This is a genomic window from Candidatus Culexmicrobium sp., assembly GCF_058356305.1.
Genome location: NZ_JBTVBB010000007.1, coordinates 17970 through 32748 on the forward strand (window position 1 = coordinate 17970; position 14779 = coordinate 32748).

Sequence of the window (14779 nt, forward strand, 5' to 3'; positions counted from 1 at the left end):
AGTCAACCTCCATGAACAGTTGGAAGAAAAGCTACTACATCACCATTTCGTAGGACGGTGTCAAGACCATTTAAGACCCCTATCTCAACATCATTTACTAAAACCAAGATGTCAGATTGAAGTTCAATAGAACCTTTCTTAAAGAGTCTCTCTCTAGCTTTATCTCCAATAATTTCAGCTAACCTCCCAAGCAAATCCCTCAACGTAATTAAAGAATCAACATTTAAGATGAAATATTCACTACCTGCAAGACTTTTTAAAGTTGCAAGTAAGCGAACAGTTATCTTCGCCATCTAAAATCCCTCAAATACATATAAATGCTCATCATACTTTCTACCCATAAATCTTTGAGGAGGAAGAAGAGACCCCTTCTTTTTTCTAATCAAATCAATAAATTTTAAATTAGCTTCATCTAAGTTACTACTCTTCAACAGGGACAAGGGAATGTTAACTCCTAAAGGTCGAAATGGAATAACATGTCTAGTTGACTTATGAGGTAAAATTAAACGCCTTAAAGCTAGATTGACAACTTCACTCTTAGAGATACTAGGAAGAGCAATTACTGCATCACACATACCAAGTCTAAGAAACTTTAAGGCATCATCTTCAGATTCATACCAAACCTTAAAACCAGACAATTTTAACTTCCTTTCAATTAAACCAACCAACTTAAACAACTCATATAAACCGCCACTATAAACTATTGAAAAAATCTTATTCGATGTAATTATCATTGGAAAATCCACTTTTCCAATAGAGAAATCTGATACAGGTCTTAAAGGCAAATTTAAGTCCTCAATCAAGGAAAGAAGATTGTTAACCTCTCCTCTAAGAGTTCTCCACCATGCATTAACAATAACTTTAGGATCATTATAATCAACCAAACATACAGGGATAAAATTACAGTTAAGTCGCTTTAATGCTTCAACTCTATGCATACCATCAAGAACAACAAGCGAATTTTCATCAACAATAATAGGATCCTTGAGGACGCCTTCACTTTCAATCTTACTTATCAGCTTATTTAAAAGTGAAGGAATTATTTCCTCATGAATATAAAGCCTATTCAAATCCTCCAACTTTAACTTGATATTAAATCCCAACTGTGACAATTTAAAGACCGATGACGCCATTAAACCACCTCACATAGGGTCAGAGGAGATGCATTACATCACATCATCAGCGCAGGTCAAACTCATCATCCCTAAACTTATTTATATAGACGCGCTTTTAAGTGTGGGGCTTACAGTGAAAAATAAGGAAATAGTATTCAAAAAGATTATGCTAAGAGAAAAATTAAAAGAAAAATTAAATGCCCAGTCAATACGTAAAGCAATGGCAGACCCACATTCAAAAAGAAAGCCTAGACCATGTGGACTAACCATACACTCTGCCATCGGCTGCCCCCATAAATGCTCATACTGTTATATTCAAGACATGGGATTCGACTTTATAGAAGCAAAACCATATGGACTAACTGGAAAAGAACTTACATACTCACTGCTACTAAATCCATACTTCCTACCAAGCCGATGGGGAACCTTTCTAGCCTTCGGAAGCATATCAGACCCCTTCAATAAAAAAGTAACCTCAAAAACAATAGAATACTTCAAATCAATTGAATATCTAGGAAACCCATGTCAATTCTCAACAAAAGCTTACATATCAAGTGAAACTGCAGAAAAAATCTCAAAAATAAAGATACCAATAAACCCGTTAATCACAATCATAACCATAAAAAAGGCTTTACAAATCGAAACAAATGCACCATCAATATCAAAAAGGTTAGAGACAATTAGAAATTTAAGTAAGCAAAGAATAAACCCAATGCTATTCCTAAGACCAATAATACCAGGAATAACGGACAATGAAGCCGATGAAATCATTAAAAAAGCAAAGAGGGCAGGAGCAAATGGAGTAGTAGTGGGAGGATTCAGAATAACAAAAAGAATAATTGAAAGACTAAAAGAAAAAGGAATAAATATTAAACCGATACTTCAGAGAACTAAAAATAAACAAATAACAGAAAAACAAATGTATATCAAAACGTCGGATCTAAAAAAAGAAGCAATAAGGAAAGCAAGGAAACATGGCCTAATACCCTTCAATTCAGCCTGTTGTGCCAACGCATATAATGCAAGAGTACCATGTATAAATCTCTGTTGGCTTAAAGGACAATGCACAAACTGTCCAAACAACTGCCCTGCAAAAATACCTCAAATCAATGAAACAGATGTACAAGAAATATTTAGATCACTAACTAGGAAGAAAGCAGAAAAAATAACTATACTTCCAAGTGAAATTCAAATAAAAGTAAAACTAAACCTTAGAAAAAGGAAAGTTAACATAATAAAGTATAACTTACAAACAATTTTTAGAAGGAAAATTAAAATCATTAACCAATCTAAATCTAAACACATTAACTAAGCTCTTCACTAGACAATTCTTCTTCATATTCTCCTTGCTCACTTCTAAATCGAATTTTAACCAGCCTAGTAATATAACCTGCAACTCTATTCCTCAGTCTTTTAGATTTAATATCAGTTAACTCTGCAACTAAACGTTTATTCTCCTCAAAATTTAAAGTGAATTTGTCTGGATATCGACTCAGCAATTCTCTTGCAAGACGCTTCACCAATATGGGTCTAACTTTACCCAAAGTCACACCTCAATTACATTAAAATAAAATTAAGACTTTTAAATATGTCTCCTTCAAGAAAACTCTTTAATATAACCAAAAGAATATAGTTTTGGTATCTGGAGGGAATAAATTGCCCGAACTTCCGTTAGCACCAGTAGATAGACTAATTAGAAAAGCAGGAGCCTCTAGAGTAAGTGAAGACGCAGCAGAAGCCCTAAGAGAAATCTTAGAGGAAATAGCAATAGAAGTCTCTAGAGATGCAATTGAATTAGCAAATCATGCAGAAAGAAAAACTGTAACTGCAGATGACATAAAATTAGCAGCTAAAAGACTACTCAAAATGATTAGATATGGTGTTTAACTACTAATTACACTCTAACTTCCATTTTTTTGGAAAATAAAGCTGAGAGGTGAGAAAATGGAGAAACCAATACCAAAAGTAAAGCCCCCATCCCTAATTCGATATGGAAAAATCATTAAAGAATGGAAAATTGGAAGAGGATTCAGTGTTGGAGAACTAAGAGAGGCAGGGCTAACAATAAAAGAAGCACGAAAACTAGGATTAAAGGTGGATAAGAGAAGAAAAAGCATACATAAAGAAAACATTGAAGCTATAAGAAAATATATTGGAAAGATGAAAAGTACAAATAATGAAGAAAGGCCGGGGTAGCCTAGTGGTAAGGCGCGGGCCTCGAGATCACATTCAAAGTCAATGGGCCAGAAAGCCCGTGTCCGCCTAGCGGACACGTGGGTTCAAATCCCACCCCCGGCGCCATATTGCATAACATTCAACCTTTAGAATGAAAGGTAGAAGAAAATGTGTTAATTAGGAATGATACAACATAAGAGGGGCACTTAAAAGCATATTTTTATTATTTTAGAAGCTATGAATTAGATAAAGTAGCAATCTATAAAATTTCACGTAGAAGCTAACCATAAAATAAATAACCCTAAACATCAAAATACATTAAACCCATAGTGCCGAATAACTCCAGTCCACTAGGTGGAAAAATGCTACGGAAAGTATTGAAAGGAAACATTGGCGTAATGATAGCATCATGGATATTATTTGGAATAGGATCGTCACTTACAAGACCCTATTTCTCATTATATGTAAAGGCCCTTGGAGGATCAGACATTCATATAGCCATTATCAGAACGATAAGTGGACTTGCTGCATTGCCACTAATAATTCCTGGAGGATATCTAACAGATGCACTAGGAAGAAGGAAAATAATAATTCCACTAACATGGGCTGTCGCAACTCTAACCTTCGCCTATGCAATGGCACCAAACTGGATTTTTCTACTTGTAATAAGCGTAGTTGATTCAATTCTCCATTTCTATACACCTGCACTTCACGCAATAATAGTTGATTCACTACCACCAGAAATTAGGGCTAGAGGAGTAATGTTAACTTCAGTTATACCAAGCATACCCTGGCTAATTTTTCCTCCAATAGGGGGATGGCTAATCGACAAATATGGAGTGGAAGGATTTCGAATAGCATATGCTCTAAATGGAATAACAGCCATTACAGCTGCACTATTAAGAACCAAATTTCTAATAGAGACCATCAAAGAAAAGAAAGCCTCTACAAGAACACCAATATCAAGGGCAATTACTAGATCATATATTGAAACATTTAGAATACTAGATAAGACTCCAGTGGAAGTAAAGTACATTATTATAGGAAGCATACTCCTAAGTGGACTAAGTATGACGTCATATCACATGTATGCAGTTGTCTATGCAAGTGAAAAACTAGGAATTTCAAGAGAAATGTGGGGATGGTATACCACTATAGGAACAATACTATCACTAATCGTAACTACAATGATCCTACCATACTTGGACAGGATGCCAAGAAAATATCTGATAGTAGCATCATATCTTCTCTACATTATATCAATATCCTCCTTATCGTATATGGATAGCAATGGAGCTGTAGTCTCAGTGATAAGTAGCACTGTATCAAACACCATAAGCTTTCCTGCATGGCAGACATATATGGGAGATATAATTAAAAGAGAATATAGAGGAAGAACAGATGCTTTAATTTCAGTATCATTAGAAATTGGAATGATGTGGGGGAACATGGTAACAGGATATCTATACTCAATAAATCCACTCTTAGCATTTAAAGTATCAATAATTGTCTGTATACTTGAAACAATATTCTGGTCTCTCGTACTTAGAGAGCCAAAAGAGAAGCATCTATAAACGGGAAATAATCTATCATTCATGAAATCAAATAATCTCAGAGAGGAGTATAGATGAAATTAAGAGAAATTTTAAAGCAATTATTAGAAAGAAAAATAACAATCCAAGAAGCAGAAAAACAAATACAGCTACTAGCCCTAGAAGAAATTAATGGAAAGGTGAAACTTGACATTAGTAGAGAATTAAGAAGGGAGATACCGGAAGTAATCCTCGCAGAATATAAAGATGAAAAAATCCTAATGGAAACAATAATAAGAATGGTTGAAAAAACAGGAAAGGCCATAATATCAAGACTACAAGAAAATCAACATGAAATCCTCCAAAAAATAAATGAAAAATACCACATCATAAAGAGCAGTTCAAATAGAATAGCTATTGTAAAGAAAAAGAAACTAAAGACTACAAAAAAAGGAGGAAAAGTAGGAATTATTGCTGCAGGAACAGCAGACATACCATTAGCAGATGAAGTAAAAATGATAGTAGAAGAAATGGGCTGTGAAGCTATAACAATCTACGATGTAGGAATAGCAGCGATTCATAGAACAATAAATGCAATTAGAAAAATCATAGAAGAAGATGTAGATGTAATAGTTGCAATAGCTGGAATGGAGGGAGCAATGCCATCCCTAATCACATCACTAGTAAACATTCCAGTAATAGGATTACCGTCATCAAAAGGTTATGGTTTAGGTGGAAAAGGTATAGCCGCACTACTGACAATGCTTCAATCATGCTCACCAGGACTAGTAGTAGTAAACATTGACAACAGTATAGGAGCAGCAGTTACAGCGGCTCTTATAGCCAATAGAATAGCCAAATATAGAGGAGAGAAAAAACAATGAAAACACTAATAATAGACCCAAAAATAGCGGGAATTTCAGGAGACATGCTACTATCAGCACTTATAGACCTATATGATAATGAGGAGAAAATAAGAGAGCTGGCAAGAATAATAGAAGAAACCCTACCATACTGCAACAAAATAAGCATTAAAATCACAGATCAAATAAAAAAGAGCATAAAAGCTAAAAGAATAATAACAAAAATACAAGAAAAAGTGAACGGAATAAGTTCAAATCAAATAATAAAATATTTTGAAGAAATATGTCAAAAAATAAGGCTAACACCTGAAGCAACAAAATACACATTAAAAGCAATTAACGAATTAATAGAAGCTGAAAAGAAAATTCATGGAAGTAGAAATGAAATACATCTACATGAACTCGCATCAGCAGACACATATCTAGACATTATTGGAACGTCACTAATACTAGAACAAATAGGATTCTTCAAAGGAAAAATCAAAGTATATACCACTCCACCAGCATTAGGAGGAGGATATATAAAAATGAAGCATGGAACAATCGCAGCACCTGCACCAGCAACCCTAGAAATCCTAGCTAGACATAAATTCAAGTATTCAAAAACACTAATAAACGAAGAATTAACAACCCCAACAGGAGCAGCACTATTAGTAACCCTTACAAATCAAATAGTCGAATTTTATCCACCAATGAAAATAAATAGGATTGGATATGGAGCTGGAAGTAAAGACTTCCAAGAAATACCAAACGTACTGAGAATAGTTGAAGGAGAAGAAGAAAAAATAACAGAAGAAGAAATAGTAATCCTAGAAACAAACATAGATGATATAACAGGAGAAATAGCAGGCCATCTAATAAACAAGTTAATAGAAAACAAAGCATTAGACGTAACAATCACACCATCCATAGGGAAGAAAAACCGCCCAGTATACATTATAAAAGTACTGACAAAACCTCAAGACTACTATAAGTTAATGAAAATATTGATAAGAGAAACAGGCACTTTAGGGGTAAGAATACTAAAAACACCTAGAATAGTGATTAAGAGAGAAGTAAAAAAATTTAAAATAAAAATAAAAGGAGAAGAATTCCAAGTAAGAGTTAAAATATCACAATTAGAAAATAGAGAAATACTAAATATGAAACCAGAATATGAAGACGTCAAAAAAATATCTGAGAAGACTGGAATACCGTTAAGAAATGTGATAAGAGAAGTAAATGTACAGTTAACTACAAAATTTAAAAAGCTAAAATAACAACTCACTTTAAAGGCACATACATACTTGAACGCGTAGCCCTTAGTCCAGGAGCACCATGAACAACACGCTTATTAGTAATAGCAAATTCACCCAGATAGTGACCAATCATTTCAGGCGTTATATTAACTGGAACAAAATCCTTACCATTATGAACATGAATAGTTAAACCAACCATTTCAGGTAAAATTATCATGTCTCTACAATGAGTTCTAATAGTCACCTTAACTCCCTTCTCCATAAGCTTCTTAGCTTCCCTTATTCTCTCAAGCAATTTCCTCTGCTCCACTGTCAAACCTCTCTTCAAACTCCTCCTCTGCCTAGATGGAAGTAACTGAATAAACTGATCCATTGGCATCTTCAATAATTGCTCAAGGGTGAAGCCCCTATATGTAAACACTCTAGGCATAATCTCACCATCACATGTTAGCTATAGGTAATGCATATTGGGAGACATATAAATCTTATCTTCCCAAACATTACTTGAGGGAAAAAATTGGAAATAGAAGTAAAAGCACCAATATCAAGCCTTAATGAAATAAGAAATAGAATAAAGAAGTTAGGTGGAAAACTAGTATTCAAAGGCCAACAAATAGATGTCTACTTTCAACATCCATGCAAAAACTTTGAAAAAACAGACGAAGCATTAAGAATAAGAAAAATAGGAGAAAAAACCTACTTAACCTACAAGGGACCTAGAATAAAATCAAACCTAAAAGCAAGAGAAGAAATAGAAATAGAAATTCTAAACTTCAAACCAATAGAAGAAATACTACTAAAACTAGGATTTACACCCATCATAAAAATAGTAAAAAATAGAGAAACATGGACCATTAACGACATAAACATTAACCTAGACGAAATAAACCAACTAGGAAAATTCATTGAAATTGAAATCACCTCAAAGAAAGTTAAAGAAAAGGAGAAAGCAATCTTAGAATTACTTGAAAAACTAGGCATTGATAAGGGAAGCATAATTAAGAAAACATACTTTGAAATAATAAAGGAAACGAAAATTTTAACACAACAAAAGGGAATAAGATAAATCGTTAATAATTAAGTTAGATGGGAAGAGCCTTGAAATTAGTTGACCTATTAAATATAATCACATATCATGGCCCCATATCCATTAGCGGAATGATGAAAAGAGCCGGGAAAAGTAGGAGTGAAATAGAAAGAGCATTGAAAAGCCTAATCAAAAGAAGATTAATCAAACAAGTTGATGAAAGAACATATGATATTAGTGACAACCTATTAAGCGCAATAGCACAAAGAAAAATTCGAGAAAAAGATTTAATGGAAATTATAGGCAGAAGAAAACCAGAATACATTGATCACTTAAAATTGCTTGGGAAGCTTAACGAATTACACCATAAAATCATAGAAAGAACAAAAATCAGTACATTTAAATTCCGTTACCTACCCAGAAGACATGAAGTAGAAATAGGGGAAAAACCATTAAAAGAAGCCATTGAAGATGGATTACTAACAATACTAACAGAGCTAATTTTCAACATACCACTCAAAAAACCTGAAGAAATAAAAAATATAATAGAAGAAGCAAGTGAAGAAGCTAAGAAGACTGCAATAGAAATCTTAGAAAAATTCTATTCCGACGTAAAGAGACAATACCAACTGCTCAAAGGAATCCTAGAAAAGTAGGAGAAATAAATGATGCTTATAGAGGAAGTTTATAACAAAATTTTAGAAGCAAATAAGCTATTAACAGGAGTAATTCATAGAACTCCACTAGATAGATCCAAAACATTTAGTACATGGACAAAAGGACAAGTATATCTAAAACTAGAAAATCTACAAAAAACAGGCTCATTTAAAGTGAGGGGAGCATTCTATAAAATTTCTAAATTAATCTCAGAAAAGAAAATAGAAACAGTGGTAGCAGTATCTGCAGGAAATCACGCACAAGGAGTGGCATATGCAGCCTCAAAGGCTGGGGTAAAGGCCATAATATTCATGCCAGAATTTGCACCAGCAGCAAAGATATCGGCAACTAAGGGTTATGGTGCACAAGTTATTCTTCACGGAAAAACTCTAGAAGACTCATATGAAAAAGCAATTAGCTTAGCTGAAAAAGAAAATGCAGCCTTTATACATCCATTTAATGATTTAGACATTATTGCCGGACAGGGGACAATTGGCCTTGAAATAATTAGTCAAATAAAAGATCCAAACATAATCGTTGTTCCAATAGGTGGAGGAGGACTCATATCAGGCATTTCAATTGCAATTAAAAAACGTAACCCAGAAGTAAAGATAATTGGAGTAGAAGCAAAAGGGGCAGCATCCATGTACTTAAGTCTAAAAAAGAAAAGGATAGTGAAAATAAGAAAAATAGATACAATTGCAGATGGAATTGCAATAAAAAGCCCTGGAGAATATACATTCAATATAGTCTCAAAACTAGTAGATGATATAGTTCTAGTCGACGATTATGAAATTAGCGATGCAATATTCAAATTGTTAGAAAGAGCAAAGGTAGTAGCTGAACCAGCTGGAGCAGCTTCCATAGCAGCCATATTATCAAATAAAATAGATATTGAAGGCAAAAAAGTTGTAGCGGTAATCTCGGGAGGAAATATTGATCCGTCCCTCTTATCAACCATATTAGAAAAGAACTTAATAAGTGAGGGGAGAGTCCTACGACTCATTGTTGAAATGCTAGACAAACCAGGAGTATTGAAGAATGTCCTAAGCATAATTGCTAAAGCCAGAGCAAATGTACTTGACATTACAATAGATAGAATATCACCACAAATAAAACCTGGAAGTGCACTCGTACTATTAACAGTTGAAGTTCAAGACCCGAAATATGTCAGTGAAATTATTAGTAATCTAGAGAATAGAGGTTATAAAGTAAGCACAATATAGTTTTAAACATGAAAAAAGAAGTCATATTCACAGATAAAGCCCCAAAACCAGCAGGTCCATACAGTCAAGCAATAAAAATTGAAGGATTCTTATTTATATCCGGACAAATACCAGTAGATCCAGAAACAGGAAAAATAATCGAAGGAGACATAGAAAAACAGACAAGACAAGTAATGGAAAATATTAAGGCAATAGTTGAAGCTGCAGGCTACACAATGGATGAGATAGTAAAAGTATTCGTATTCCTGAAAGATCTAAACCAATTCCATAAGTTCAATGCAGAATATGCAAAGTACTTCAAAGAAAAACCACCAGCAAGAACTACAATAGAAGCAAACATACCTAAAAATGCATTATTAGAAGTATCAGCCATCGCATATAGATGCGAGGAAAAGAGCAAATGCAGAAAATAATAAGATGGATATTAAAAATAGAAATTGATGAAACCATAAATTTCATAGATAACATCATAAAAATTCACGAAGAAGAAGTTAAAAAAGGAATGTCAGGAAAACTGGCTATAAATAATGGTCTAATAGAAATTCAAGATGAAAAGAAGGAAATTTTAGTTATAGGAGATCTCCATGGAGACCTTGAAACGTTGATAAAGATAATGAAAGTAGAATCAGTGATGGAAAAATTAGAAGATAAAAAATTATACATAGTGTTTTTAGGAGACTATATCGATAGAGGAGTTAAATCCTTTGAAACATTAATGCTAACATTAAAACTAAAAGAAAAATATCCAAGCCAAATAATACTCCTCAGAGGAAATCATGAAGGTCCAAATGACTTAATTGCACAGCCCCACACACTACCATACGAATTATATGGTAAATTCAAAAATGAAGCAACACTTGTATACTTAAAACTGAGACAATTATTCAACGTGATGCCTCATACTACAAAAACAAAACAAGGTATAGTAATGCTTCACGGAGGAGTACCTACAGAAGCAAATACAATAGAAGAAATAGCATTGGCAAGAGAGCTACACCCACAAAAATCCCATCTAACTGAAATCCTATGGAATGATCCAGATGAAAGTGGCATTAAAGGAGCCTATCCATCTCCAAGGGGGGTAGGAAAAATTTTCGGAATAGACTACACATTAAAATTTCTACAAATAATGAAAAGTAAAATAATCCTAAGAGGTCATGAAGCAGCAATAAGGGGATTTAAAATAAGTCATAATGGAAGAATAATAACAATTTTCTCTAGACTAGGTCCTCCATACTGGAATAAAAACGCAGCCTACATACACTGCTCCCTAGAAACACCAGTAAGAAAAATAATAGAATCAGTAAAGTTAATTTCTTAATGTAACATAGAAATTTACATAATAGGGAAGCAAACTTTTTATAGAATTTATTTTAAAAAAGCTTAGTCTAAAATCAGACGCTAAATAGGTAGTGGTGGAAAATATATGCCCAAATGGGGATACTCAATAATTGAAGTAGATCCGGATAGAATGGCTAAGGCTAGTGGACGTGATCTACGTATTTCATTTAAAGCTGCACGTGAAGTTTGTGCTTTTATTAAAGGTATGAGATTATCTGATGCTAAAAAATATCTTGAAGATGTAATTAAAATGAAAAAACCCATTCCATTTAAAAGATTTACTGGAAAGCAAGCTCATCATAGAGGAATTGAAGGATGGCCGATAGTAAGATATCCTGTTAAAGCTGCAAAAGAAATATTAAAGGTATTAAATAGTGTTGAAGCAAATGCAGAGTATAAAGGCTTGGATATTGAAAAGTTAAGGATAATCCATATAGCTGCACAAAAAGGACCTAAAATAAGAAAATATATACCAAGAGCATTTGGAAGAGCAACACCCTACTTTGAACAACTAACTCATATTGAAGTAGTTGTAATGGAGGAAGAAGAATGACAAACGTTAAAAAATACTTTGTAGCTGAAGGACTAAGAAGAATGGAAATAGATGAATACTTATCTGAAAGATTAAAGAGAGCTGGATATGCAGGAGTTGAAATACAGAAAACACCACTTGGAACAAGGGTTACAATATATGCTGAAAGACCAGGAATAGTAATTGGAAGAGGAGGACTAAACATAAAAGACTTGGCTGAAACACTTGAAAAGCGATTTGGAATAGAAAATCCACAAATAGCAGTAGCACAAGTTCAGGTACCAGAGTTAAATGCAAAAATAATGGCATTACGAATTGCCAGAGCAATGGAGAGAGGTATACATTTTAGAAGAGCTGCATTCATAGCCCTAAGACAAATAGTTGAAGCAGGTGCAAAAGGTGTGGAAATAATAATCAGTGGGAAACTAAGAACTGAAAGAGCAAGATACGAAAAATACAAAGCTGGAGAATTATTAAAATCGGGGAAACCCTATGAAGAACTTGTAGATGAAGCAACAGTTTATGTTGCATTAAAACCAGGAATATATGGTATTAAAGTTAGAATAATGCCCCCAACAAAAACGCCAGATGATATAATGATTAAAGAAGTTTATCCTAAAACCGAGGAGGGTATGATGGAAAGTGCCAATACTGAGAGTTAGCGATATTAGAAAAATGAAACCCGAAGAAAGAAAGAAAAAGCTAAACGAATTAAGAGCAGAACTAGCAAGAATAAGAGGAATGGCAGCAAGCGGTGCACCCCTAGACAACCCAAAGCAAATAAGAGAACTAAGAAAAGCCATTGCAAGAATATTAACAATACAAAGAGAAGAAGAACTTGGAATAAGGAGGAAATAGAGAATGAAGATAACACCTAAAAATCTCGTAAAACATGAATTAATAGGCTTGAAGGTCAAAATTGTCGAAAGCACGCATCCAGGCTATATTGGCATTGAAGGAAAAGTAGTTGATGAAACAATGAAAACATTGAGAATAATGCAAAACAATCAAGTAAAAATAATACCAAAAAATTGCGTCATCATACATTTTACACTTCCAGATGGAAGTATAGTTGAAGTAGATGGGAAAGTAATCTTAGGTCGACCTGAGGATAGGATAAAGAAAAAATTCAGGAGAAGGTGGTGAAATGCCAACAAGAAATATAGGTGTTCCAGGAGTAAAACCCCCAGACCAAGAGTGTAATGATCCGAAATGTCCATTTCATGGAAAAATATCAGTTAGAGGAAGAATACTAGAAGGTACAGTTGTTAGTTCAAAAATGCCAAAAACAGTTATTGTACAATATGACTACCTACACTACATCCCAAAATATAAGCGATATGAAAAAAGAAGATCTCGAATACCAGCACATAACCCACCATGCATAAATGCAAAAGAGGGAGATAAAGTTAAAATAATAGAATGTAGACCATTAAGCAAAACAGTCTCATTTGTAGTAATAGAAAAAATGGAGGGAAAATAGATGGCTAAACGAGGAATAAGACGAGCAATAGGAGTATCCTATCGACATGGAGTAAGCCCAGGTCTACCGGTAGGAGCATATGTCAAATGTGCAGATAATAGCGGAGCAAAAATAGTCCAAATAATAGGAGTACTTGGAAGCAAAACTAGGCTAAGAAGACTACCAGAAGCTGCAGTTGGAGACTTGGTAATAGTATCTGTAAAAAAGGGAACACCAGAAATGAGGAGACAAGTACTAAGAGGAGTAGTTGTAAGACAGAGAAAACCCTTTAGAAGAATGGATGGAACATGGGTTCAATTTGAAGACAATGCAGTAGTAATAGTAACACCTGAAGGAGAGCCGAAAGGTACAGAGATAAGAGGACCAGTAGCCAAGGAGGCAGCTGAACGATGGCCAAGAATTGCAGGTTTGGCCACCATCATAATCTGAAATTGGGTGACTTATATTGAAGAAACTATATTGGAAAACAAAGTCTAAAAAGCCAAAAAAACAGAGAAAAGCCCAATTTAGAGCACCACTTCATAAAAGACATAAAATGATGTCAGCACCACTATCTCCAGAGTTAAGGGTAAAATATGATAGACGATCATTTCCCATTAGAAAAGGAGATACAGTAATAATTCTTAGAGGAGATTATGCAGGTTATGAAGGAAAAGTTCTTAAAGTTGATTTAAATAATTTTAGAATTCATATTGAAGGAGTAACTAGGAGAAAAGCGGATGGAACTGTGATTCCTGCTCCAATTCATCCATCAAAAGTCATGATAACCAAACTAGACTTATCAGACCCACGAAGAAGAGAAAAACTTGAAATGAAGGAGGTAAAATAAAATGGGTAAAAAAGGACCTAAAAGACATTTAAAGCGATTTCCCTCACCTGCATTTTGGCCAATACATAGGAAAGCATATAAGTTTGCGGTGAAACCAAACCCTGGACCCCATCCACTCAATAGATGCATACCTCTACTCGTCATAGTAAGAGACATATTAAAATATGCTGAAACAGCTAGAGAAGCTAGAAGAATAATAAAAGAAAGAAAAATAAAAATTGACGGTAAAGTTAGAACCGATCATAAATTCCCAGTTGGATTAATGGATGTAATAGAAATACCGGACGCCAAGAAATACTTTAGAGTTCTTCCACATAAACAAAAAGGCTTCATACTCCATTCAATAACAGAGGAAGAAGCAAAATTCAAGCTATGTAGAATTGAAAATAAAAAAACCGTTAAAGGTGGACATATCCAGTTAAATCTCCATGACGGTAGAAATCATATTATAAAAGTTTCAGACCCTAAGAAACCAGTTGAAGATGTTTTTAAAACTCTTGATGTAATTAAGATTAGCATACCCCAACAAGACATTTTAGATCATATAAAATTTGGTGAAAACACGCTTGTAATGGTTATAGGAGGGAAAAATGTAGGATTAGTTGGAAAAATTATAAGAATTGAAAAAGGATTTGGAAGACATAGGAGTATAGTTACAATTGAACTTCCAAGTAAAGATCTTATTAAGACAAGTTTATTATATGTCTTTGCAATTGGATATGAAGAGCCATTAATATCCCTTCCAGAAGGAGTGCTTTAGG

The 14779-nt window shown here is 34.0% G+C and carries 23 protein-coding genes and 1 tRNA gene; 20 read left to right on the forward strand and 4 right to left on the reverse strand.

Going from position 1 to position 14779, the window contains the following annotated elements:
* Positions 1–2: 2 nt before the first annotated feature.
* Both ACW8TM_RS01190 and ACW8TM_RS01195 read right to left on the reverse strand, forming a co-directional pair.
* Positions 3–293 (reverse strand): MoaD/ThiS family protein, encoded by a 291-nt coding sequence (locus tag ACW8TM_RS01190; RefSeq protein ID WP_491531446.1) that lies wholly within the window; start codon positions 291–293, stop codon positions 3–5.
* The gene (locus ACW8TM_RS01195; RefSeq protein ID WP_491531447.1) at positions 294–1133 is read right to left on the reverse strand and encodes a hypothetical protein; all 840 of its coding nucleotides are present in this window, start codon (positions 1131–1133) and stop codon (positions 294–296) included.
* A gap of 115 nt (positions 1134–1248) precedes the next feature.
* On the opposite strand from ACW8TM_RS01195, the gene ACW8TM_RS01200 reads away from it, so the two are divergent.
* Complete coding sequence (locus tag ACW8TM_RS01200) at positions 1249–2427, forward strand: radical SAM family protein (protein ID WP_491531448.1); 1179 nt, start codon at positions 1249–1251, stop codon at positions 2425–2427.
* Here ACW8TM_RS01200 and ACW8TM_RS01205 read toward each other — a convergent pair.
* Positions 2420–2659, reverse strand: a complete 240-nt coding sequence (locus tag ACW8TM_RS01205) for a 30S ribosomal protein S17e (RefSeq protein ID WP_491531449.1) — start codon at positions 2657–2659, stop codon at positions 2420–2422. The two genes, ACW8TM_RS01200 and ACW8TM_RS01205, sit on opposite strands and share 8 nt — an antisense overlap.
* Positions 2660–2771: 112 nt before the next feature.
* Here ACW8TM_RS01205 and ACW8TM_RS01210 point away from each other — a divergent pair, with 112 nt between their 5' ends.
* The 6 genes from ACW8TM_RS01210 (at position 2772) to larC (ending at position 6944) form a co-directional block, all read left to right on the forward strand.
* Complete coding sequence (locus tag ACW8TM_RS01210; protein WP_491531450.1) at positions 2772–3002, forward strand: histone family protein; 231 nt, start codon at positions 2772–2774, stop codon at positions 3000–3002.
* Between the two features lie 57 nt (positions 3003–3059).
* Positions 3060–3311 carry a ribosomal protein L13e gene (locus ACW8TM_RS01215; RefSeq protein WP_491531451.1) on the forward strand — a complete coding sequence of 84 codons (252 nt, stop codon included), beginning with the start codon at positions 3060–3062 and terminating at the stop codon, positions 3309–3311.
* Positions 3302–3416 (forward strand) — tRNA-Ser (locus ACW8TM_RS01220). Before ACW8TM_RS01215 ends, ACW8TM_RS01220 begins: the two co-directional genes overlap by 10 nt.
* A 236-nt stretch (positions 3417–3652) precedes the next feature.
* Positions 3653–4864, forward strand: a complete 1212-nt coding sequence (locus ACW8TM_RS01225) for an MFS transporter (RefSeq protein ID WP_491531452.1) — start codon at positions 3653–3655, stop codon at positions 4862–4864.
* A 53-nt stretch (positions 4865–4917) separates the two neighbouring features.
* Positions 4918–5706, forward strand: coding sequence for a nickel pincer cofactor biosynthesis protein LarB (gene larB / locus ACW8TM_RS01230; RefSeq protein ID WP_491531453.1), 789 nt, complete (start codon positions 4918–4920; stop codon positions 5704–5706).
* Complete coding sequence (gene larC, locus ACW8TM_RS01235) at positions 5703–6944, forward strand: nickel pincer cofactor biosynthesis protein LarC (RefSeq protein ID WP_491531454.1); 1242 nt, start codon at positions 5703–5705, stop codon at positions 6942–6944. The genes larB and larC overlap by 4 nt, the downstream gene beginning before the upstream one ends.
* 4 nt (positions 6945–6948) lie before the next feature.
* Here the strand turns inward: larC and ACW8TM_RS01240 are convergent, their stop codons facing one another.
* Positions 6949–7353, reverse strand: a complete 405-nt coding sequence (locus ACW8TM_RS01240) for a 30S ribosomal protein S19 (protein WP_491531455.1) — start codon at positions 7351–7353, stop codon at positions 6949–6951.
* Between the two features lie 87 nt (positions 7354–7440).
* On the opposite strand from ACW8TM_RS01240, the gene cyaB reads away from it, so the two are divergent.
* The 13 genes from cyaB (at position 7441) to ACW8TM_RS01305 (ending at position 14778) form a co-directional block, all read left to right on the forward strand.
* Positions 7441–7989: a class IV adenylate cyclase gene (gene cyaB / locus ACW8TM_RS01245; RefSeq protein ID WP_491531456.1), complete on the forward strand. Its 549-nt coding sequence runs from the start codon at positions 7441–7443 to the stop codon at positions 7987–7989.
* Positions 7990–8081: 92 nt separating this feature from the next.
* On the forward strand, positions 8082–8606 hold the full coding sequence (locus ACW8TM_RS01250; RefSeq protein ID WP_491531457.1) for a hypothetical protein: 525 nt from the start codon (positions 8082–8084) through the stop codon (positions 8604–8606).
* A 12-nt stretch (positions 8607–8618) separates the two neighbouring features.
* Positions 8619–9833: a threonine ammonia-lyase gene (gene ilvA / locus ACW8TM_RS01255; protein WP_491531583.1), complete on the forward strand. Its 1215-nt coding sequence runs from the start codon at positions 8619–8621 to the stop codon at positions 9831–9833.
* 8 nt (positions 9834–9841) lie between these two features.
* Positions 9842–10246 carry a RidA family protein gene (locus ACW8TM_RS01260; protein WP_491531458.1) on the forward strand — a complete coding sequence of 135 codons (405 nt, stop codon included), beginning with the start codon at positions 9842–9844 and terminating at the stop codon, positions 10244–10246.
* The gene (locus ACW8TM_RS01265) at positions 10234–11154 is read left to right on the forward strand and encodes a metallophosphoesterase family protein (RefSeq protein ID WP_491531459.1); all 921 of its coding nucleotides are present in this window, start codon (positions 10234–10236) and stop codon (positions 11152–11154) included. The genes ACW8TM_RS01260 and ACW8TM_RS01265 overlap by 13 nt, the downstream gene beginning before the upstream one ends.
* Positions 11155–11259: 105 nt before the next feature.
* Entirely contained in the window at positions 11260–11727 is a 468-nt protein-coding gene (gene rplV, locus ACW8TM_RS01270; RefSeq protein WP_491531460.1) for a 50S ribosomal protein L22, read from the forward strand.
* Positions 11724–12368 carry a 30S ribosomal protein S3 gene (locus ACW8TM_RS01275; protein WP_491531461.1) on the forward strand — a complete coding sequence of 215 codons (645 nt, stop codon included), beginning with the start codon at positions 11724–11726 and terminating at the stop codon, positions 12366–12368. Before rplV ends, ACW8TM_RS01275 begins: the two co-directional genes overlap by 4 nt.
* Complete coding sequence (rpmC, locus tag ACW8TM_RS01280) at positions 12358–12564, forward strand: 50S ribosomal protein L29 (protein ID WP_491531584.1); 207 nt, start codon at positions 12358–12360, stop codon at positions 12562–12564. The genes ACW8TM_RS01275 and rpmC overlap by 11 nt, the downstream gene beginning before the upstream one ends.
* Positions 12565–12567: 3 nt before the next feature.
* Positions 12568–12852 (forward strand): ribonuclease P protein component 1, encoded by a 285-nt coding sequence (gene rnp1, locus ACW8TM_RS01285; RefSeq protein WP_491531462.1) that lies wholly within the window; start codon positions 12568–12570, stop codon positions 12850–12852.
* 1 nt (position 12853) lies between these two features.
* Positions 12854–13189, forward strand: a complete 336-nt coding sequence (locus tag ACW8TM_RS01290) for a 30S ribosomal protein S17 (RefSeq protein WP_491531463.1) — start codon at positions 12854–12856, stop codon at positions 13187–13189.
* Complete coding sequence (locus ACW8TM_RS01295; RefSeq protein WP_491531464.1) at positions 13190–13618, forward strand: 50S ribosomal protein L14; 429 nt, start codon at positions 13190–13192, stop codon at positions 13616–13618.
* Between the two features lie 16 nt (positions 13619–13634).
* Positions 13635–14018, forward strand: a complete 384-nt coding sequence (gene rplX / locus ACW8TM_RS01300) for a 50S ribosomal protein L24 (RefSeq protein WP_491531465.1) — start codon at positions 13635–13637, stop codon at positions 14016–14018.
* A 1-nt stretch (position 14019) separates the two neighbouring features.
* The gene (locus ACW8TM_RS01305) at positions 14020–14778 is read left to right on the forward strand and encodes a 30S ribosomal protein S4e (RefSeq protein ID WP_491531466.1); all 759 of its coding nucleotides are present in this window, start codon (positions 14020–14022) and stop codon (positions 14776–14778) included.
* Position 14779 lies beyond the last annotated feature (1 nt).

Excerpts from the sequence above, each read along its gene's own strand:
- larC (WP_491531454.1), top strand. The coding sequence starts at position 5,703 with ATGAAAACACTAATAATAGACCCAAAAATAGCGGGAATTTCAGGAGAC.
- ACW8TM_RS01295 (WP_491531464.1), top strand. The coding sequence starts at position 13,190 with ATGGCTAAACGAGGAATAAGACGAGCAATAGGAGTATCCTATCGACAT.
- ACW8TM_RS01240 (WP_491531455.1), bottom strand. The coding sequence starts at position 7,353 with ATGCCTAGAGTGTTTACATATAGGGGCTTCACCCTTGAGCAATTATTG.
- ACW8TM_RS01250 (WP_491531457.1), top strand. The coding sequence starts at position 8,082 with ATGATGAAAAGAGCCGGGAAAAGTAGGAGTGAAATAGAAAGAGCATTG.
- ACW8TM_RS01195 (WP_491531447.1), bottom strand. The coding sequence starts at position 1,133 with ATGGCGTCATCGGTCTTTAAATTGTCACAGTTGGGATTTAATATCAAG.
- ACW8TM_RS01275 (WP_491531461.1), top strand. The coding sequence starts at position 11,724 with ATGACAAACGTTAAAAAATACTTTGTAGCTGAAGGACTAAGAAGAATG.
- rplV (WP_491531460.1), top strand. The coding sequence starts at position 11,260 with ATGCCCAAATGGGGATACTCAATAATTGAAGTAGATCCGGATAGAATG.
- larB (WP_491531453.1), top strand. The coding sequence starts at position 4,918 with ATGAAATTAAGAGAAATTTTAAAGCAATTATTAGAAAGAAAAATAACA.
- ACW8TM_RS01305 (WP_491531466.1), top strand. The coding sequence starts at position 14,020 with ATGGGTAAAAAAGGACCTAAAAGACATTTAAAGCGATTTCCCTCACCT.
- rnp1 (WP_491531462.1), top strand. The coding sequence starts at position 12,568 with ATGAAGATAACACCTAAAAATCTCGTAAAACATGAATTAATAGGCTTG.
- ACW8TM_RS01215 (WP_491531451.1), top strand. The coding sequence starts at position 3,060 with ATGGAGAAACCAATACCAAAAGTAAAGCCCCCATCCCTAATTCGATAT.
- ACW8TM_RS01225 (WP_491531452.1), top strand. The coding sequence starts at position 3,653 with ATGCTACGGAAAGTATTGAAAGGAAACATTGGCGTAATGATAGCATCA.
- ACW8TM_RS01190 (WP_491531446.1), bottom strand. The coding sequence starts at position 293 with ATGGCGAAGATAACTGTTCGCTTACTTGCAACTTTAAAAAGTCTTGCA.
- ilvA (WP_491531583.1), top strand. The coding sequence starts at position 8,619 with ATGCTTATAGAGGAAGTTTATAACAAAATTTTAGAAGCAAATAAGCTA.
- ACW8TM_RS01290 (WP_491531463.1), top strand. The coding sequence starts at position 12,854 with ATGCCAACAAGAAATATAGGTGTTCCAGGAGTAAAACCCCCAGACCAA.
- ACW8TM_RS01265 (WP_491531459.1), top strand. The coding sequence starts at position 10,234 with ATGCAGAAAATAATAAGATGGATATTAAAAATAGAAATTGATGAAACC.
- ACW8TM_RS01260 (WP_491531458.1), top strand. The coding sequence starts at position 9,842 with ATGAAAAAAGAAGTCATATTCACAGATAAAGCCCCAAAACCAGCAGGT.